The 19014-nt window shown below is 53.8% G+C and carries 18 protein-coding genes and 1 pseudogene; 9 read left to right on the forward strand and 10 right to left on the reverse strand.

Features of this window, described 5'->3' with window-relative positions:
• The first annotated feature begins 447 nt into the window (after positions 1-447).
• Entirely contained in the window at positions 448-2001 is a 1554-nt protein-coding gene (locus GS632_RS20050) for a tannase/feruloyl esterase family alpha/beta hydrolase (protein ID WP_171722374.1), read from the forward strand.
• Here GS632_RS20050 and GS632_RS20055 read toward each other — a convergent pair.
• From GS632_RS20055 to GS632_RS20080, 7 genes and pseudogenes are all read right to left on the reverse strand, one after another.
• Positions 1941-2624 carry a hemerythrin domain-containing protein gene (locus GS632_RS20055; RefSeq protein WP_256368736.1) on the reverse strand — a complete coding sequence of 228 codons (684 nt, stop codon included), beginning with the start codon at positions 2622-2624 and terminating at the stop codon, positions 1941-1943. The two genes, GS632_RS20050 and GS632_RS20055, sit on opposite strands and share 61 nt — an antisense overlap.
• Positions 2625-2764: 140 nt before the next feature.
• Positions 2765-2911: pseudogene (locus tag GS632_RS22225) on the reverse strand (IS6 family transposase); the annotation flags it as partial.
• A 3-nt stretch (positions 2912-2914) separates the two neighbouring features.
• Positions 2915-4243, reverse strand: a complete 1329-nt coding sequence (gene glnT, locus GS632_RS20060) for a type III glutamate--ammonia ligase (protein ID WP_171238762.1) — start codon at positions 4241-4243, stop codon at positions 2915-2917.
• A gap of 78 nt (positions 4244-4321) precedes the next feature.
• Complete coding sequence (locus GS632_RS20065; RefSeq protein WP_171722387.1) at positions 4322-5650, reverse strand: FMN-binding glutamate synthase family protein; 1329 nt, start codon at positions 5648-5650, stop codon at positions 4322-4324.
• Between the two features lie 20 nt (positions 5651-5670).
• Positions 5671-6354: a protein GlxC gene (locus GS632_RS20070; protein WP_171238763.1), complete on the reverse strand. Its 684-nt coding sequence runs from the start codon at positions 6352-6354 to the stop codon at positions 5671-5673.
• Between the two features lies 1 nt (position 6355).
• A complete protein-coding gene (locus tag GS632_RS20075; protein ID WP_171238764.1) occupies positions 6356-7252 on the reverse strand; it encodes a glutamine amidotransferase family protein in 897 nt (298 codons plus the stop codon).
• Positions 7253-7422: 170 nt separating this feature from the next.
• Positions 7423-8073 (reverse strand): helix-turn-helix domain-containing protein, encoded by a 651-nt coding sequence (locus tag GS632_RS20080; RefSeq protein ID WP_171238765.1) that lies wholly within the window; start codon positions 8071-8073, stop codon positions 7423-7425.
• Positions 8074-8418: 345 nt separating this feature from the next.
• On the opposite strand from GS632_RS20080, the gene GS632_RS20085 reads away from it, so the two are divergent.
• Positions 8419-9120: a DUF1194 domain-containing protein gene (locus tag GS632_RS20085; RefSeq protein WP_171238766.1), complete on the forward strand. Its 702-nt coding sequence runs from the start codon at positions 8419-8421 to the stop codon at positions 9118-9120.
• 431 nt (positions 9121-9551) lie between these two features.
• Positions 9552-11225, forward strand: a complete 1674-nt coding sequence (locus GS632_RS20090; protein WP_171237171.1) for an alkaline phosphatase family protein — start codon at positions 9552-9554, stop codon at positions 11223-11225.
• A gap of 261 nt (positions 11226-11486) precedes the next feature.
• Here the strand turns inward: GS632_RS20090 and GS632_RS20095 are convergent, their stop codons facing one another.
• Positions 11487-11984, reverse strand: a complete 498-nt coding sequence (locus tag GS632_RS20095; RefSeq protein ID WP_170412909.1) for a lactoylglutathione lyase family protein — start codon at positions 11982-11984, stop codon at positions 11487-11489.
• 576 nt (positions 11985-12560) lie between these two features.
• On the opposite strand from GS632_RS20095, the gene GS632_RS20100 reads away from it, so the two are divergent.
• Positions 12561-13082 carry a glutathione peroxidase gene (locus GS632_RS20100; RefSeq protein WP_171181866.1) on the forward strand — a complete coding sequence of 174 codons (522 nt, stop codon included), beginning with the start codon at positions 12561-12563 and terminating at the stop codon, positions 13080-13082.
• A 138-nt stretch (positions 13083-13220) separates the two neighbouring features.
• The gene (locus GS632_RS20105) at positions 13221-14120 is read left to right on the forward strand and encodes a hypothetical protein (protein WP_253282851.1); all 900 of its coding nucleotides are present in this window, start codon (positions 13221-13223) and stop codon (positions 14118-14120) included.
• A gap of 160 nt (positions 14121-14280) precedes the next feature.
• On the opposite strand, the gene GS632_RS20110 is transcribed toward GS632_RS20105, so the two are convergent.
• Positions 14281-15180 carry a LysR family transcriptional regulator gene (locus GS632_RS20110; RefSeq protein ID WP_170412903.1) on the reverse strand — a complete coding sequence of 300 codons (900 nt, stop codon included), beginning with the start codon at positions 15178-15180 and terminating at the stop codon, positions 14281-14283.
• Positions 15181-15276: 96 nt separating this feature from the next.
• Here GS632_RS20110 and GS632_RS20115 point away from each other — a divergent pair, with 96 nt between their 5' ends.
• A complete protein-coding gene (locus GS632_RS20115; protein ID WP_253282732.1) occupies positions 15277-15924 on the forward strand; it encodes a class I SAM-dependent methyltransferase in 648 nt (215 codons plus the stop codon).
• A gap of 54 nt (positions 15925-15978) precedes the next feature.
• Positions 15979-16464, forward strand: a complete 486-nt coding sequence (locus GS632_RS20120; protein WP_216598975.1) for a GNAT family N-acetyltransferase — start codon at positions 15979-15981, stop codon at positions 16462-16464.
• Here GS632_RS20120 and GS632_RS20125 read toward each other — a convergent pair.
• Positions 16431-17438 carry an AraC family transcriptional regulator gene (locus GS632_RS20125; RefSeq protein ID WP_170620607.1) on the reverse strand — a complete coding sequence of 336 codons (1008 nt, stop codon included), beginning with the start codon at positions 17436-17438 and terminating at the stop codon, positions 16431-16433. The genes GS632_RS20120 and GS632_RS20125 overlap by 34 nt on opposite strands.
• A gap of 137 nt (positions 17439-17575) precedes the next feature.
• Between GS632_RS20125 and GS632_RS20130 the strand changes: the two genes are divergently transcribed.
• Both GS632_RS20130 and GS632_RS20135 read left to right on the forward strand, forming a co-directional pair.
• Positions 17576-18403 carry an NmrA family NAD(P)-binding protein gene (locus tag GS632_RS20130; RefSeq protein ID WP_171127093.1) on the forward strand — a complete coding sequence of 276 codons (828 nt, stop codon included), beginning with the start codon at positions 17576-17578 and terminating at the stop codon, positions 18401-18403.
• 28 nt (positions 18404-18431) lie between these two features.
• Positions 18432-18836: a DUF4345 domain-containing protein gene (locus GS632_RS20135; protein WP_170412893.1), complete on the forward strand. Its 405-nt coding sequence runs from the start codon at positions 18432-18434 to the stop codon at positions 18834-18836.
• Positions 18837-19014 lie beyond the last annotated feature (178 nt).

Below are 19014 nucleotides of genomic sequence, written 5' to 3' on the forward strand. Positions count from 1 at the left end.
GACCCAAGTGCCTGTCGTTGTTCCATGTTCTGATGAGCTGGCTGGGGTGGTAGGAAACCTTGCCGCCCGATGAAACCTAAGAGCTTTTCCGACCGGTGACCGGAACTGGGGCGGTTTCGGGGGCGGAACGAGGACGAAGGACGAGTGAGCACGGGGCATTTTACCGCTAGATCGACCGTCCACTGCCGCTGAGACGACCGCTGACGATCGGTTCCGGGGGGGCTGACGGGGGGGCTGGTGCTGGCGGTTGGCTTGGCTTTGATGGCGGGGCAAAGCAGATGTTCATGTCTAGTGCTGCGACGGACTGGGTAGAGCCCGTTGTAAACTTTCAGACTACGCACCGCAGACGGCGACACGAGCCCAGTAAAGCTTATGTCAGAGCCCCATTTTTACGATTGCCGTTTGAGGTTAGTATCCCAATGGCAAATCCAAGAGGAAGGGGAAGGCATGTTAAAAGTTTTGGCAAAAATCGTCGTGGCAGGTTTTGCGTTGCATGCCCCTGTAGCCGCTTGGAGCCAACCGGCGTGTAACTTGGACGCGCTTCTCCCGCTTCCGGATGTCGACTATCTTGTCGTGCAGGCCTCGGAGGACCCGGCCGCGCATTGCTCGGTCAACGGTGTGATCGGCGGCAGGATACATTTTGAGCTTCTTCTACCAGACGGCTGGAATGGCAAATTCGTCATGGGTGGCGGGGGCGGTTTTGTCGGATCAGTGATGAATACTGCGCTTCTGTACGGTGCGCTCCAATCTGGGTACGCGACGGTCGGCACCGATACGGGGCATCAAGGCCACCCAGCGGACTCCAGTTGGGCCCTCAATGATTTGGAAGCGCTGGTTAATTTCGGGCATCTGGCAGTACACCGAACAGCGGTTACCGCCAAAACCCTAATAAACTCCTACTACGAGACGCCAATCTCCCGCAGCTACTTTACGGGCTGCTCGCGGGGTGGAGGTCAGGCAATCATGTCCGCTCTACGTTATCCCGAAGATTTTGACGCGGTCGCTGCAGGGGCCTATGCCATTGATTGGACGGGGATAGCTATGCAGGCGACCAGTATCAATCGAGTCATGTACCCGGACCCCAGGGACTTGGAACAAGCGGTTGTCGGTCCAGAAGCTCAGGAACTGGTCGAGAGTTCTTATCTGGCTGCTTGCGACGCGCTAGAAGGGCTCGAGGACGGTATTCTCAGTGACCCGCGTCAGTGCCAATTCAACGTGACCAGCCTGCAATGCGCGGCTGAAAAAAACGGAGACTGTTTGAGCGCGGAGGAAGTAGCAGCATTTAGAGTTGTCTACGAAGGACTAAAGGACGCTGACGGAAATCAACTTTATTACGGATTTCCGTTTGGCGGTGAGACTGCCGAAGGCGGCTGGAGTCGTTGGCTGACCGGTGGGCTAAAATATCTGGAAGCTGAAGGAGAATTTCAGGAAGGTGTCGGTTCTGGCGGTTTCGAGGCTCCGGTCTCGCCGAACGCATTCTTCAGCTTCGGCAATGGGATCATGCAGAATTTCGTTTATCACGACCCGAACTGGACATACGAGAATTTCGATTTCAGAACCTTCGCGAAGGATTCGTCAGCAGCGGCGGAAACCTTAAATGCGACGAACCCCGATCTGTCTGAGTTTCGTAGGCGCGGTGGCAAGATGCTGTTGTATTCCGGCTGGTCCGACAACGCACAATCCGGGCTGGCTATGGTTGGCTACTATGACGCCGTTCTTGCACATGATCCCAGTGCCGCCGAGGATATCCGACTGTTCATGATGCCCGGAGTGGAGCACTGTTTTGGTGGCCCTGGTCCTTCTTGGGTGAATTTCCTATCCGAGATCGATAATTGGGCGGAGACGGGTGAGGCACCGGACGATATCATAGCCTATTGGCTAGACGATAAGGGTCAGCCTGCCGGTGCCAGACCTGTTTGCGCCTATCCACAAGTCGCAGTTTATGTCGGCAAAGGTGACCCCCGGGACCCTTCAAGCTTTTCGTGTCGTACCAGAGATTGACGCTGCGTGGGCGAATTTTGAATGACGGCATTGTCCGCGTAGGGGTCACTCGAACAGAGCCCAGCAAACGGCTGCTCTGAGCCCTTTGCGGGCGTTAATCCTAGCTGACCAAAAGCAGCGTTGTTTGCGGCCATAAGTTTCCAATATACAGTTGCTGGATGCTCAATCAGAAGTTGGTGGTGAGCGTTGGCATAACCGCCCGCGCCATGCTTAAGGATCACCGGAACTACAAGTTCTTCCTCGTCAATCAAATGGAGAGACAACATACTCTCAAGTCTATTCGTCTCTTCGAGAAACTTGCGGATCTCTCGAGAAGATTGGAGTTTTGCATTTATCGCGGCGTTCGCCGCTTTAACGTACCGATGCAAGACATCATCCAAAGCGTGGTTATCACGGTCAAGGATTTCGAAGCCGCGCTTAATCCGGAAGTCTTTCTTCGCCAATATAGGGAAGTAGTGTGCGTCCTCTATATTGTGATGACCGTTCAGTTCTCCAACCAACATCGAGCCAAGCTTTGCTACGTGCGCCTTGAAGACCATCCGGTCCGTTTTTTGGTCCAAATGTTTCTTGGTTTCAGTCGTCAGCATTTCCAAAAGCCGACGGAACATCATGTGGCGGTCCAGCCAAAAGCGGACGAGTCCTTCAAAGCCTGGATGTTCTTCCCAGCCTTTGCGGGGATACTCTCTCTATTCTACAGTCAGTCAGTTTAGAGGGTATTGCCAAGTTGTTGGCGGCAGATTGTGCTTCTTTGGCGGAGGCTGGTTCACGCCACCATTTCATCGGTGTAGCCGGCCAATAGGCTGAATGCATCGGAACAGGCGTGGCGGTATGAAGTTGCTGTGAGTTGACAATGGCGGGGGCGGAAGATCTTGTTGATCTAGTCATGCGTAGACAAAATCCTCTGAGCCTGCCCCTAGACATCCAACGTGTGCTCTTTTTCCCAGCGTGAGAAATGACTGACGAAAGAGTTCCACTCCTGATGTTTCATTTTCAGGTAGGCTGCGGAGAATTCCAGGCCCATCGCCTCTTTCAATGCGCCATCCTTGTCATATTCACGCAGCGCATCCAGCATGTTCAGCGGCAGTTTCGGTGCATCGTCCACGGTGTGGCCTTCGGCATACATGTCGATGTCATAGCGACGGCCCGGATCGGCCTTTGACCGAATGCCCGACAGACCTGCCGCAATGACCACCGCCTGCAGCAGATACGGGTTAGTCGCGCCATCGGCCAGGCGCAGCTCGAACCGGCCCGGCCCGGGAACGCGAACCATATGGGTGCGGTTGTTGCCCGTCCATGTTACGGTATTCGGAGCCCACGTGGCACCTGACATCGTGCGCGGCGCGTTGATGCGTTTGTAGGAGTTCACGGTCGGGTTGGTGATCGCCGCCAGCGCACTGGCGTGCTTCATGATCCCGCCGAGGAAATGCTTGCCCTTCTCGCTCAGGCCAACCTCGCCCGTTGGACCGTCACCTTTACCGGCAAACACATTGGTTGTGGCATCCGCACCGGGCGCATCCCAAACCGAGATATGGGCATGGCAGCCATTGCCCGTCAGACCTTCGACCGGCTTAGGCATAAAAGTAGCGCGGAAGCCGTGCTTCTCGGCCACCGATTTGGTCATGAACTTGAAGAAGGAGTGTTTGTCGGCGGTCTTCAGAACATCATCAAACTCCCAGTTCATCTCGAACTGACCGTTGGCGTCCTCGTGGTCGTTCTGATACGGACCCCAGCCCAGTTCCAACATATAGTCGCAAATCTCGCGCACCACGTCATAGCGGCGCATCACCGCCTGCTGGTCGTAACAGGGCTTTTCGGCGGTATCGAACGGGTCGCTGATCTGTTCACCATCCGGGGTCAGTAGGAAGAATTCGGCCTCGATACCGGTTTTCACATGCATACCCTCGGCGGCGGCCTCGTAGATCAGGCGGCGCAAGACGTTGCGGGGTGCTTGGGCGACATCCTCGCCCTCCATAACGCAATTTCCCGCAACCCAGGCGACCTCGGGTTTCCACGGCAGTTGGATGACCGAAGACGGGTCAGGCACAGCCAGCATGTCGGGATGCGCCGGGGTCATGTCGAGATAGGTGGCGAAGCCCGCGAAACCCGCCCCTTCCTGTTGCATGTCGGCAATCGCTTGCGCAGGAACCAATTTGGCCCGCTGCCCACCGAACAGATCGGTGAACGAAATCATGAAATACTTGACGCCTTTTTCCTTAGCGAAAGCTGCCAGATCTGTTGTCATGGTCACCTTCCCTTTCCCAGTTGGTTCAAAGAAGAAAGGCGCCGCCCTTTTGGGCCGCGCCTTCGTATTGTTTGCAGTTCAGAACACAGCTTTGCCCGGATACCAGTCGGTGCCCGCCAACGGCACTTTGGCCATCGCAGCCGCCTCCATCGTCAAGGCGCAGAGGTCCTCGGGCTCCAGATTGTGCAGGTGATTGTGACCGCAGGCGCGTGCGATGGTCTGCGCCTCCAAGGTCATCACCTTCAGATAGTTGCGCAGGCGACGACCGGCCTCGACCGGATCCAGACGCGCAGCCAGTTCCGGATCCTGCGTGGTGATGCCCGCAGGGTCCTTCCCTTCGTGCCAATCGTCATAGGCCCCGGTTGTGGTGCCCAGCTTCTGATACTCGGCCTCCCATTTCGGGTCATTGTCGCCCAAAGCGATCAGGGCTGCAGTACCGATGGCCACCGCGTCCGCGCCCAATGCCATCGCCTTGGCCACATCGGCCCCGGTGCGGATACCGCCCGAGATCACCAGTTGCACCTCACGGTGCACACCCAGGTCCTGCAACGCCTGAACAGCAGGGCGGATACAGGCCAGCGTCGGAATGCCGACATGTTCGATGAACACGTCCTGCGTGGCTGCGGTGCCGCCCTGCATCCCGTCCATCACCACGACATCGGCCCCGGCTTTCACCGCCAGCGCAGTGTCATAATAGGGCCGCGTCGCGCCGACCTTCACATAGATCGGCACCTGCCAGCCGGTGATCTCACGCAGTTCGAGGATCTTGATCTCCAGATCATCCGGCCCGGTCCAGTCCGGGTGACGACAGGCCGAACGCTGGTCAATCCCTTTGGGCAAGGTACGCATTTCAGCCACGCGGTCGCTGATCTTCTGACCCAGCAGCACGCCGCCGCCGCCGGGTTTGGCCCCCTGCCCTACGACGATCTCAATCGCATCCGCCTTGCGCAGATCATTGGGGTTCATGCCATAGCGCGACGGCAAATACTGATAGACCAGCTTCGAAGAATGCCCGCGCTCTTCGGGTGTCATGCCACCGTCACCGGTGGTCGTTGACGTCCCAGCCATCGAAGCGCCCCGGCCCAGAGCCTCTTTTGCCGGACCGGACAATGCACCAAAGCTCATACCCGCGATCGTGATAGGGATATCCAGCTCAATCGGCTTTTTGGCAAAACGTGTACCGAGCGTCACCGAGGTATCGCACCGCTCACGGTACCCTTCCAGCGGATAACGCGAGACGGACGCCCCCAGAAACAGCAGATCGTCGAAATGCGGCACCTTGCGTTTCGCACCGCCACCACGAATGTCGTAGATACCTGTGGCCGCCGCCCGTCGGATTTCCGCGTTGATCGGATTTGTAAAGGTCGCCGACTGAATCGGCATGGTGCGGGGGATGGTCTGATCCATGTCTTTCATACCCTTCATCCTCAGTAAGCGGCAGCGTTGTCGACGTCGAAGTTATAGAGCTGACGCGCCGAGCCATAGCGCTTGAACTCTTCGGGCTTGGCGTCCGATCCGGCACGCATCAGTAGGTCAGTCAAAATTTCGATATGCTCAGGCCGCATCTCTTTCTCGATGCAATCCGCGCCCAGGCTCTTGACCGAGCCACGCACAAACAGCCGTGCTTCGTACAGCGAGTCTCCAAGCGCATCGCCTGCATCGCCGCACACAACCAAATTGCCTGCTTGTGCCATGAACGCGGACATATGGCCGATATTGCCATGCACAACGATGTCGATGCCTTTCATCGAAATCCCGCAGCGCGAGCTGGCATTGCCTTTGATCACCAGAAGCCCACCATGCCCGGTCGCGCCCGCACATTGGCTGGCGTCGCCTTCCACGACAACGGTGCCAGACATCATGTTTTCGGCCACTCCCGGCCCGACCGAGCCCTCAACCCGGATGGTCGCCTGTTGGTTCATCCCTGCGCAATAGTACCCGGTCGAGCCTTTGACGGTCACTTCGATCGGTGCGTCCAAACCCACGGCAATCGCGTGGCTGCCTTTTGGATTCTGCACTTCCCAACTGGTTTGGTTCGTTTCGTCGCTTTGCGCCTGAAGGGCCGCATTCAAACCCCGCAGGCCGTTTTCTGCAACATCATAGGTCTGCATCTCAGTGGCTCCAGAAATAGACAGTGGCGGGCTCGGGCTCCCAGACGCGGGCGTCTTCGATACCGGGCAGATTGACCAACGCGCGGTATTCGCTACCAAAAGCCACGTATTTATCGGTTTCGGCCATCACTGCGGGCTTGCAGGCAATGGGATCACGCACCACCCCGAACCCATCTTTGGTGCCCACAACAAAAGTGAAGAAGCCATCGAGGTCCTTAAGACTGCTCTCCAGCGCCTCACCCAGCGTTGAACCGTTCTGCATTTTCCACGTCAGATAAGCTGCACCAACCTCGGTGTCATTCATGGATTCAACCCGAACACCCTCGCGTTTCAGCTTCCGGCGCAGCGCATTATGGTTAGACAAAGAGCCATTGTGGACCAAGCACTGATCCGACCCGGTGTTAAACGGGTGTGCGCCTTCGGTGGTCACGGCGGATTCGGTGGCCATGCGGGTGTGACCTATTCCGTGGCTGCCGCTCATGGCGGACAGGCTGAACCGGTCGGCCACATCGCGGGGCAAGCCAACCTCTTTGTAAATCTCGATGGCCGCGCCATCCGACATCACCCGCAAACCCGGACGTAACTCTCGCACCGTTTGGCGGGCTTGGTCAGCCTTGTCACCGGCCAACTCCAGAACCGCATGCGTGGAATTTGCGCGCAGGGTCACTTCGGCACCAATGGCGGCCCCAAGATCCACGGCAAGGGTCGCAAAATCCGCCTCTGGCGTGTCGGATTGCACGGTCAGCTTGACTGCGCCGTCCGCCTCGGCCCCATATATCGCGATACCTGCACTGTCCGGGCCACGGTCCGTCATCGTGACCAGCATGTCCGTCAGCATTGAACCCAACTCAGGCTCTAATGCCCTGTCTTTCAAAAAAAGGCCAACAATTCCGCACATGGCTTTTGCCCTCTGAAATTTCGCCGTGAGGAACGCTAGCAGGCCAAAAATCAAAAAACAACTTCAAGAAATATTTTTTCCTGGAGGGAAATATTTGTGCCTAAACCACAAGCACGACACAGCGGGTCCGAAAGACGCACCTCGGGCTTGTCGGGACGATGCAAGACGCATCAACTCGTTTGCGGATAAGAGATGATGGAAAGGTATTTGGCAGGAAGTTTCACCAAAACCTCGGGCCCGTGCGCCGCGTCTGCGTCGAAAAACAGCGTGTCTCCCGGTTTCAGCGAATAGATATCGTCACCATGACGGTAATCCACCTCACCTTCGAGCATGTACAACATTTCGATTCCGTCGTGCTGAAAGGTTGGGAACCTGTCCGATTCTTCTGTCAGCGTGATCAGGTAAGGTTCGACAACCACGCCACTGGCATTGGCCCCCAAATGGCCTAGCAGATTGTATTGATGCCCGGCTCGTGTACCGGCCCTGTCGGTTTCGACCCCTTTACCAGCCTTGGTATGCACGGCATTGCGCGTTTCCTCATACCGACGAAAGAATGAAGTGATCGGAGTGCTAAGCGCGTTTGCCAGCAACTGCAGCGTCGTCAGCGACGCGGATGTCGCGCCGTTTTCAATCTTGGACAACATGCTGATGGACAGACCGGTCAGTGCCGCCAATTCAGCAATCGTTGTGCCCTGTTGCACACGCAGGGCCTTGATCTCGCGCCCAATCGCAGTTTCCAGGTTCTTTTCGCCGCTGTCCCGAAGCTTGTGCGGGTCCTGCGACAGGGCAACGGGCTGCTCGGGATCGTGTGACTGCGCCATCTGGCCTCCTGATCTCTCATGCGGGTTCATTAAGATGGATCGGCATTTCTCAAGTGATCTGCAAACGACCACAAACCTACTCGCAGATTGTTCAGATATTTAAAACATGCAAGCGCACTCCTCAAATCTCAGTGAAATTGGGCTAATCAGAACACCTCGTAAATACAGTTTCCAAGTGGTTCCGTTGCAAAGTTTTCGGTTGTTCGGAAAACTGCCTTTCATGCAAAAACAGGGCGTTTCGCTCATTACTTCAGATGAGTCCAAAAACCTCTATCACACTCGATAAGTATCCCTTATCAAGCGTTAAGTGGTTTCAAAGCTGTAGAGATACGCTACCCTTTCTGTATGCGCATCCTGTCCGTACTATTCATCCTGTTTGGTTTGCCTGTTCTCTCCGAAGAGGTGGAACTGGAACTCGTTTTGTTGGCAGATGCGTCTGGTTCAATAACCGAGGCGGAAATCGAGTTTCAGCGCCAAGGATACGCTAACGCAATCACCGATCCTCGCGTGCTTGCTGCAATACAGGAGACAGCTTATGGCGCCATAGCGGTGACCTATGTTGAGTGGGCTGCGAATACCGCAATTGTTGTCGATTGGACCAAAATCGATGGAGCAAAAAGCGCACAGGTATTTGCAGAAGCATTGATAGGCCCGCCTCGGCAAGCCTATGGGCGAAATGCAATCGGGGCAGCCTTGCTCGACGCCAAGAGGCTCATAGAGCAGAACGAATTTGAAGGTTGGCGAAAAGTTATAGATTTCTCGGGTGACAGCCCGAACAGTTTTTCAGGACCCGCGATATCAACCGCACGAGAAGAAGTGGTTGCGTCTGGCATAACGATCAACGGGCTTCCAATCCTTTGCCGGTTCTGCGACACGCCGGGCCGTTATCCGGATCTCGCCGAAATCTACCAACAGCAGATAATCGGTGGTATCGGCGCCTTTGTCGTAACTGCGGCGAATGAAGACGATCTTGCAGAAGCAATCCGTCGAAAATTGATCCTCGAAATCTCAGGTTTGGAATCGCCGGCAAACGTAGCGTCCAATTGAGTTCTGCCATCGGAGCAGACCTTTAAGCGCGTAAAAACGTCGACTGATAATCTCCCGAGCATCTTTTGCCAAATTGACCGGAACAATAGGGATCTGTTGGACGTTATTGATGCCGTTACTGTTTAAATATCGGCCTCCAAAGCACCCATCGCCGGCATTTCGTTGAGCCGGTGAATTTATGCTCCTATGGTATTTGGCGTGAGTGAAAGCGCGCGATTTTTCATCTTGTCTGGCCGCGTGGGATCCCCATACCCGCGCGGTCAATTCGTTAAACGTCAGTTTAGTCCGCACAGCGGTCATTCATGCATTACGCGGCGAAAGACTGCTTTGAGCCCAAAGCGGAAGTTCAAAAGAGCTTCTTAATGACCCTCAGTAGTCGGTGGACGCAGATGCTGGTATTTAGAGAATTGGATAGTTCTATGAGGTCATAGATGCAGCGATCATTTGCCTTAGTCTCAACACTTCTTTTTTCAATTTCCACGACGGCAGCTAGTGCAACGGAAGACATCCGCCTCGTTGTGCAAATCACAATTGATGGACTGCGCGGAGACTTGATTTCTCGTTATGAGGCCGCCTTCGGCGAAGCCGGCTTCAAAAGGCTTATGGAAAGCGGCGTCTGGTACACTGACGCTCATCATCGTCACGCCAACACCGAAACCATCGTTGGTCACGCGACCCTCGCTACTGGCGCCCATCCTTCCGAACATGGAATGATTGGTAATGCCTGGTTCAACAGGGCTGAAGAGCGATTGGGTTACAATATTGAAGATCCGGACTACCCGATGTTGCCAGTCCCTGGCTTCGGTGGAAACGTTGAACAAGTCGACCCGACGCAAGCCGCCGCTGCGACGTCGGGACGTTCTCCCGTTAACTTGTTGGCGACGACTTTCGGAGATGAACTGGTAAAAGCCAATGTTGGGCGATCAAAAGTTTTTTCCGTATCTGGTAAAGACCGTTCAGCGGTTGCAATGGCGGGACACTCTGGAAAGGCTTTTTGGTTGTCGACGGCCACAGGAGCGTTTGAAACAAGTGAATTTTACTACGACGCGTATCCTGATTGGGTTCTCGATTGGAACTCTAAGCGCCCCGCAGATGCGAAGATCGAAAGTGAGTGGTGGCCGGAGTGTTCAGACGCACCTTACATAATGGAAAGAATTGAACGCTCCTTCGTAACGAACCTTGGCACGTTCGGTCGCACTTTCCCGCATTTCTATGGGAAGCCGGACGACGGTCTCTACTACACACAGGTCTTGTTGTCGCCACATGGGGACCGGATCACGGCCAATTTCGCGAAAACTGTGGTCAAAGAGGAAGGGCTCGGTAATGACGAATGGCCCGACTACCTAAGCGTCAGTTTTTCAGGTGTAGACGCAACCAACCATTTCTTCGGACCATCCAGCCTAGAAAATGAAGAAATGGTGCGTTGTTTGGATGAGACACTGGCAGATTTCTTTGAGTTCATGGATCAAGAGGTTGGGCGTGCGAATGTGCTGTACGTGCTTTCCGCCGACCATGGCATGCCGGAAGCGCCAGAGGAGATGGCCGAGGCCGGGCTTTCGACATTCCGAAACTCCACCGAAGCATTGATGATAGATTTGAATTCGGTCATCGCCGATGAGTTCGGAGTGGAATCCGCAATACAGTTCTTTTTTCGTCCTTACGTATATCTGGACAATGCCGCGATTGAAGCGTCAGGCGCCGACAGGCGTGTTATCGAGCGACGCATCGTCGAAAACTTGATGGCTGCACCGGGCATTGAGCTTGCGATGCCAACTGAACCGTTTGCTGAACAACGAGGGCATACCCTTGAGGAGCACATTCGGCGAAACTATCACCCAACACGTTCTGGCGACATTTATGTTGTTCAGACACCTTATTCATTTCTCTTCGAGGAAGGTCCAATTGCCGTAATGCACGGTTCGCCTTGGCGCTACGACACGCATGTTCCAATCATTTTCGCGGGTCCAGGTATCAAACCAACTCGCGTCAGCCGTCCCGTTTCCACGGTGGACGTGGCCGTCACTCTGAGCACTATTTTAGGTATCAGCCAGCCAAGCAGTGCTGCGGGTGAAGCATTGAGCGAGATTGGCGTTACAGATCCATAAGCGGTCTTGTCTATTAGTCGAGCGACCAACGTTGATGCATCTTCGTGGAGAAAACAGTGATCTTTGGCCCAATCTCCCGAGTTTGGCTAAATCTTGAGAGTGACCTCAACGAACGGCAGGTTTGTCCGCAAAGCGGTCGTTGAAGCGAATTGAAACTAGCGATCGCTCAGACCTCAAAGCAGTCGCTCAAAAACTTGAGAGGCGCTGCAACGCAGAGAACGGTTATTTGGAGCCAAAGCAGCCTTCAAATTGAATTGTTTCTCAATTGTAAGCGCCGGACGAATACGTCAATTCATAGGAATGGCTGTATAGTTCGAACACAATACCGAATGGATCTTCAACATAGACCATCCGGTAAGGTTTATCGCCCGGATAATAGTAACGAATGGGCATCCGCTGCTTTCCCCCTGCCGCTACGATTTTTTCCACCAGACCTTCCACGTCGGGATCTTGGATGCAAAAGTGAAATGTCCCATTGCGCCGGTAGTCCATGTTGTTTTCAGGCGCATAATTCCCGTCGAACTCGAAAATCTCAATCCCAACACGATCCGCAGTCGCCATGTGAGCTATGCGCAGTTTTTTCCATTCTGGTCCAAAGACATCCGTGCACATTACACCAATATCGCTATCATCCTCGAGAACGTCTGTCGGCGGCATGATGACGTAGAAGCCAAATACCTCAGAATAAAATTTTACGGCTTCATCAACGTCTGGCACAGAAAGCCCTATGTGAGAAAAGGATCGAGGTGTGTGCGACATTGTAGTTTCTTTCAACTGTTTTGGACCAAGGTTCAGTTTCAATAAAATGATCTGCAAGTAGAAGTCTGCCTAACAAAGGAAAAGTCAAATTGTGATTGCCGAATTCACAGCTGCTGCCAGCAAATTGATTGACCCTTCAGCGTTGATCCACGGGTAGATATCTGCCCGGTATTGAAAGCGACCACGTCAGCAATGCAGGCGTTGTTTAGCCTGCAGAAAACGTCTTCTTCTTTATTGCGTCTAAAGCCCGTCGTAGCGCGGAAGTTCAAAGTACAGAGGTTCAAATTACAGTATTGCGCTTCTCAAAGTGCTGAGTGCATTACTAGTTCTGGTATGATTTTCTGCGTCCCAGCGACGATCGATTTCAAATATATTCGGGTAAAGCCATTTTGACGTTGCCACTGAGGAACAAGATAATTTTTGAAAATGGGCCTGAATTGAGCTTTCGAACTTCCCCAATTTTCTATCTCTGAGTTGCGACCGCCGGCAGTTGCACGCGGCCCGCGCGCTATGTCCACAAAATGAAATCCGTCCGCATTGTTCTTCCGTATCCAACTATGAAAATGGAGGTGTGGAATGTTACGGATAATTGTGCTTTGCGGCTTGCTATTGCTAGGCGAACAAGTGCGCGCCCTTGAACTTGACGCGAAGTTTGACTCGATTGACGGGGGAACCTTGTCTTTGTCAGATTGGAACGGTCAACCGGTTCTAGTTGTCAATACGGCATCCCAATGCGCGTTCACCCGTCAATACCGGGGGCTTCAAGACCTTTATGATCGGTATCGCAACCGCGGATTGGTTGTTGTCGCGGTCCCTTCGGATGACTTCAAGCAAGAACTGGCCACCAACGACGAAGTGCGCGATTTCTGCGAACTGCAATACGGAATCGATTTGCCGATGGGCGTGATAACACACGTGACCGGCCCTGACGCTCACCCTTTCTTCCGGTCCTTGAAAGAGGAGGAAGGATTCGTGCCAAGGTGGAATTTCAACAAGGTCTTGATCGGTCCCGATGGCACAGTCGCAGAAACCTACAGGTCGACCGTTGATCCGCTTTCGGCGTCCATTACGAACAAGATCGAGGAACTCCTGCCATGAAAAACCGCTCCAGCCGGATCACTCTACCCATTCATCACAAAACGCAAGCACTCAGATGATTGTGCGGGTATAGGACTTGAACCGCTCGTCCAGCAATGGCATCCCAAAAGGAAACCAATCTCACGTGGAAAATGTCAGATGAAAAATCTTCTTCTAACGTGCTGCTTTGGATTTGTTTTTCTTGGGTTCACTGCGTTTCCGTCGGCTGCCCAGCCTCGGTTAGGATGGGCGTATCAGGTTGATGGGCTTGCCGCGTTTCAAGGGGATGCGGATTTGAGTGGCGGTGGGAAGTTCTCTGCAAGTCGAGCGTTTCTACGTGCTACCGCACTTTACAATCTAGAAGGCGGAAGCAGCGTTGGGCTTTCCACCAGCTTTGGCAAGCTGGATTATAATTTCAGCCAATCTAACAACCAGCCTTGGGAAAACATCCGGGACCTTCGCGTAGCTGTTCCTGTCCGGTTTCGTGTGGGGGATACAACAACGGTTTTTGTTTCGCCACAGATTAGGTGGGACTACCAAAGCGGGGCCTCCTCATCTGACGGTAGAACCTACGGTGTTTTTGCAGGTATTGCATGGCAACTGAACGAGCGCCTAACGATAGGTCCGGCCTTTGGCGCGTTTTCTGAATTTGACGAAAGCGGTACTGATTTTTTTCCGGCTCTGCTTATCGACTGGGACATAAATGACCGCTGGAATTTGAACACTGGCTCTGGTGTCGGAGCAACGCAAGGCCCCGGGTTGTCGCTGAGCTACGCTCTAAATGAGGCTATCGACCTTTCGTTGACCGCACGCTCAGAGAGAATTCGTTTCAGGTTAGATGGGGATGGCCTCGCCCCGGATGGGGTGGGTGAAGATAAGAGTATCCCTGTAGTTCTTTCTCTTGGGTACAATCCGAATCCTGGGGTTTCAATGAGCGTGTTTGCGGGCGCAGAATTTGATGGCCGCCTGACTTTAGATGATGCGAACGGAGTAGAAATCAGTCGGCAAAGGTATGACACTGCACCATTGGTTGGGCTGGCGTTTAGGGTCAGGTTCTGATCACGGCATCGAGCCAGTTTGCCATATGTGTGGGGAGGTTTTCTCGCGTCTGAGTTGAACCACTGCTTTGTCCGCAAAGAGGTCAGTTAGACGGAACATAGCGAATGGCTGCTCTGAGCCCGAAGCAGACTCCGGTTCACGACACCAGACCAACGCACGTTCAATAATTTGTCCGCGAGCCGAGATGGTCTGCAAGCTGATCAAAAACCAACCTGATCCTTCGCGCTGTTTGTAACTCAGAGTGTGTGGCCAACCAGATAGGAAATTTGAATGGTTCGCGTTCGGGCAGAACACGCTCCACACCGGGTGTAAGGGCCGCCACATCGTCTGACATAACACTAATGCCGAAGCCTTGGCGCACAAGCTCCCATGACACTATCCCGCTCTGCGATCCAATCCGAAAATTCTTGCGGGTTACTTCGATGTCAGCCGGATTGAGAAATCCAATCATCGTGTCAACATCGCCAAAGCCGACGAAATCCAACTTAGCAAGTTCGTCTTCATTTCGTGGTCGCCCAACCTGTTCGAGGTATGAAGGGGCAGCGTAAAAATGTGCCGTCGCTTCTGCCACGAGCTTTGCAATCAGATCCGGCTGTGTCGGGCGCACATGCCGAATTGCGATATCTGCCTCGCGCCGCTGTATGTCTCGTATGTCATTTGCTGCGACAACGTCGATCTCAAGCCGCGGTGCCGCGAGCCTGATCTGTTTGAGAATAGGCGGTAGCTGATAGGCTGACATCACGTCGGACGCAGTGATCCTGACTTGCCCTTCAACTGCTTGTGACTGGCTTGTTGCGGTCAGAGAAATTCTGTTAGCGACATTTGCCATTTCACTGACATGCACCAAAAGCTCAGCACCGGCTGTTGTCAGATTAAGCGACTTGCCAACCCTTTCAAACAAGGTGACGCCAAGCGCCTGTTCCAGCGCGGCGACCTGACGACCGACGGTTGGCTGGGTCTGCTCAAGCACGCGCGCCGCGGCGGAAAACGAGCCTTCTTCTGCCGTTGCAAGAAAGGACCGAGCCTGGTTCCAATCGAAATTGATAGCCTTCCAATTCATGCATTAATGCATAACAGTTCTGCAATATCTGGCAATTTAATAAATCGGCGTTTTAAGATATTGGCTGCGGTGACAACAAAGGAAAAGAGAAACGATATGGCTGCATTGTCCAAAGATACCGCATTTTGGAGCAAGATTTCGCGCAAATATGCGGCTGATCCTATCCGAAATATGGAAGGGTATCTGAACACGCTCGAACGTACAAAGTCCTACCTGAAAGCCGAAGACAGCGTGCTGGAAATCGGGTGTGGGACGGGGTCAACCGCGTTGCTACTGGCACCACATGTGGCTCAAGTCACTGCCACCGATCTCGCACCGGGGATGATCGAAATCGCCAACGAAAAACTCGCTGAAGAAGAGCTGGAGAATGTAACGTTCAAAGTGGCCGAGGTTCTGCAGCACGATCCTAACGACGGTTCTTACGACGCTGTCCTCGCACATAATCTACTGCACCTTGTGCCCGATATGGGCCATGCACTCGAACACATTGCGACCCTTACAAAACCCGGTGGGGTATTCATTTCCAAGACCGTTTGCGCTCCAGAGAGTGGAGGGTTCAAATATGGCATAATCAGCCGAATAGCGATCCCGATTATGCAGGTGCTCGGGAAAGCTCCGTTCGTAAATTTTGTATCCGTAGCTGAACTCCAGCTCGCCATTGAACTTGCGGGCTTCGATATCGTCGAGACAGCGGATCAAGCCGGGTTATTGCCGAGCCGGTACATTGTCGCGAGAAAGCTGTGAAACAGTATTCGCGCCATAATTACTTTGCATGCAAGGGACAGCTCGGGCCATCAAATGAGTATAATGATAAAAGATGGGATTTCATTTGCACGCCTTTCGGAAATCGATCCGAATGACATTGCGGTTCATATGTCCGACCCCCGGGTAGCAGAGCATATGCCGCTTTTGACGTTCAAATGGAATGTTGACGTCGCAAGAGAGTTTATCGCCAAGAAGGAAGGCTACTGGGCACGGGACGGTCTTGGACATTGGGCATTTTTGTCAGGCGGTCGGTATGTTGGTTGGGGGGGCTTTCAAAAAGAAGATGACGAATGGGATTTTGGGTTGGTTTTGCGGCCCGACGCCTTTGGCCTTGGGAAACGGATTTCCAAAATGGCAATCGACTTTGCGATTGCTGACAAACGTATCCCCTTTGTCACGTTTCTGCTGCCACCAAGTAGAAAAAATCTGGGTGCGCTCCGGAAACTCGGTGCCAAACACATCGGCGAGATCGAATACGAAGATGCTCAGTTTCTCAAGTTTCGCCTGGATACGGAATGAACTCCGTTCTTTCTGATTTTTCCCGGTGGTGCGCCAAATACCCGTTTAAAGGCTTTGTTGAACGCAGGCTCTGACAAGTATCCGATGTCAGCGGCAATCTGCGAGATTGGTTGATCGGTGGACACCAACCTTTCGCTGGCAAGGTGCATACGCCACGTTGCAAGATACTGGATTGCTGGAACGCCTACCAACTCAGTAAACCGTGCCGCGAAAGCGGATCTGGACATACCAGCAACCTCCGCGAGAGACTCGACTGTCCAACCCGCAGCAGGCGCACGGTGAATCGCGACTATCGTGCGCCCGATCTGCGGGTCTCGCGCAGCTTTTAACCAGCCTCGATCTGCATCGGGTGCGCTGTTCAGCCAACGACGAATGGCCTCAATGACAACCACATCGGCCAGTCGCGTGATCACGGTTTCGCCGCCCGGTCTCAATTCCCGCGCCTCTTTTGCGATGAATTGCAAAGTTGCCTGTAACCAGCTTCCGGCGTCCTCCTCCCACGGGTCGATTTTGAGTACATCCGGAAGCAAACGCATCAACATATCACTGGCGGCGTGATCTATTCGGACCAAGCCGTACATGATGCCCGTCTCCGCGCCGCCGCCGCCGTATTCCAGTGTTTCATAAAGCTCGGTTACCTTGCGAATGGGCAACTCCTCCAGCGTCAAAAGCGGCGTGTCATCTGAGCTAAAGAAACCGACCGGAGCTCCGTTGGTCATCAAGACCAGATCGCCTTTTTCGACCTCGAACGGGTCATCGTCACCGACCTTCATCAAGCACCGCCCGTGTGTGATGACCGCAAAACTCAGTACGCCGGGAAATCCCGGTATCGATACGCCCCATGGTGCAGTCATGCGGGACTGGCAATAGAATGTACCTGTCAATTTCAGCAAATGGAGGATTTCCCCCAGCGGATCGCCGATCGGCTGTGCCAGTGCATCTGGGTCAGGGACATGCGGTTCAACCTTGTTCATGTGGGGACCTTGGCTGAAATTTAGCTCTTCGTCTATCGAATTTGGACGATCGAATAAGAATATCGGATTCTGAAGAATAGAACATCTCTATTGATTGCCTAATTTCGGGCCATCAAGTGAACTCATGGAGATGACCAATGATACAGCAAACCATTCTTGTACTTGGCGCAACAGGCAAAACCGGATCGCGGATCGCGACACGTCTGGAAGAAAAAGGGCAGACAGTCCGGCGCGCATCGCGGAACAGTGAAACGCCATTTGACTGGGAACAACCGCAGACCTGGCCCGCAATCCTGGAAGGCGTCTCGTCTGCCTATATTTCTTACTTTCCTGACATCGCTTTTCCAGGCGCGGTTGAGCAAGTCGAAGCCTTCACAGCATTGGCTCGTGAAAAGGGATTACGGCGTTTTGTGCTGCTAACCGGGCGTGGCGAGTTTCATGCGGAACGAGCGGAAGCAGTCGTACGCAATTCCGGAGTTCCGTTCACTATCGTTCGTGCAGCATGGTTTGCACAAAACTTCTCTGAAGGGGCATTGCTTGGTCCGGTCATGGCAGGTGTCTTGCCGATGCCCGCCGGTGATGTACGCGAACCAATCATCGACGTGGACGACATCGCCGATGTTGCCGTAGCTGCTTTGACAGAAGAAGGACACGACGGCGAACTGTACGAGGTCACGGGACCACGCCTCATGACGTTTGCTGACATTGCCGCAGAGCTTTCGCGTGCCATGGGACGGACTGTGCAATACCTGCCAATTTCATTCGAAGACTTCCACGCGGAAATTGCCCATGCGAATGGCGAGATGATTGCTGATGTGATTACGGACATCGCGCGTGAAACGCTGGACGGGCGCAATGCGAACCTCGCGGACGGGGTCCAGCGTGCGCTTGGACGCGCGCCACGCGACTTCGCCGACTTCGCAAACAAAGCTGAAATGTCTGGCGCGTGGACCAAAGCCGCTTAAGCCAGGCCAAAGGACATTGGAGACAAACATGAAACCTGAACTTAGAGGCAGACTTATCTTGGGCATGTCCGGATTAACTGCATTCGCTATAGGTCTGGCCATCACTCTGGACCCACAGTCTTTCTACGCCAACTACGGCATCGTACTCTCGCCGCAGCCAAACCTGATGAGTGAGTTGCGTGCACCTGCTGCCAATCTCGCGGTACTTGGCCTGATCATTTTGTGCGGAGCATTTTACAAAAAGTTGGTCCAGGCCTCAGCCTTGCTTGGGGCTACGGTTTTCTCAGCTTTCGCCGTGGGCAGGACGATCAGTTTCGTCCTCGATGGTTGGCCATCCGAAAACATTCTTGCCGCATTTGCGATAGAGGTTTTGCTTGCGGTGTTGTGTTTGTGGGTTGTCGGTGGAAATGCGAAATCTGCAGCGCCGGCCTGAGACGGCTTTGTCCGCGTAGCAGACTTTCACTGAATTCTGCCGAACGTCTGCTCTGAGCCCAAAGCGGCCACTCATTTAGCGTTAATACTTGGTCAAAATCTGGCTTAAAAACTCTATAATTGTTGACAAAAACACGACAAATTGCTTCTCTTGAGCCCATTGCGCCCCCCTAGCAAAC

The sequence above is a fragment of the Ruegeria sp. HKCCD7296 genome, from assembly GCF_013110775.1.
In the GTDB taxonomy this organism is placed as follows: domain Bacteria; phylum Pseudomonadota; class Alphaproteobacteria; order Rhodobacterales; family Rhodobacteraceae; genus Ruegeria.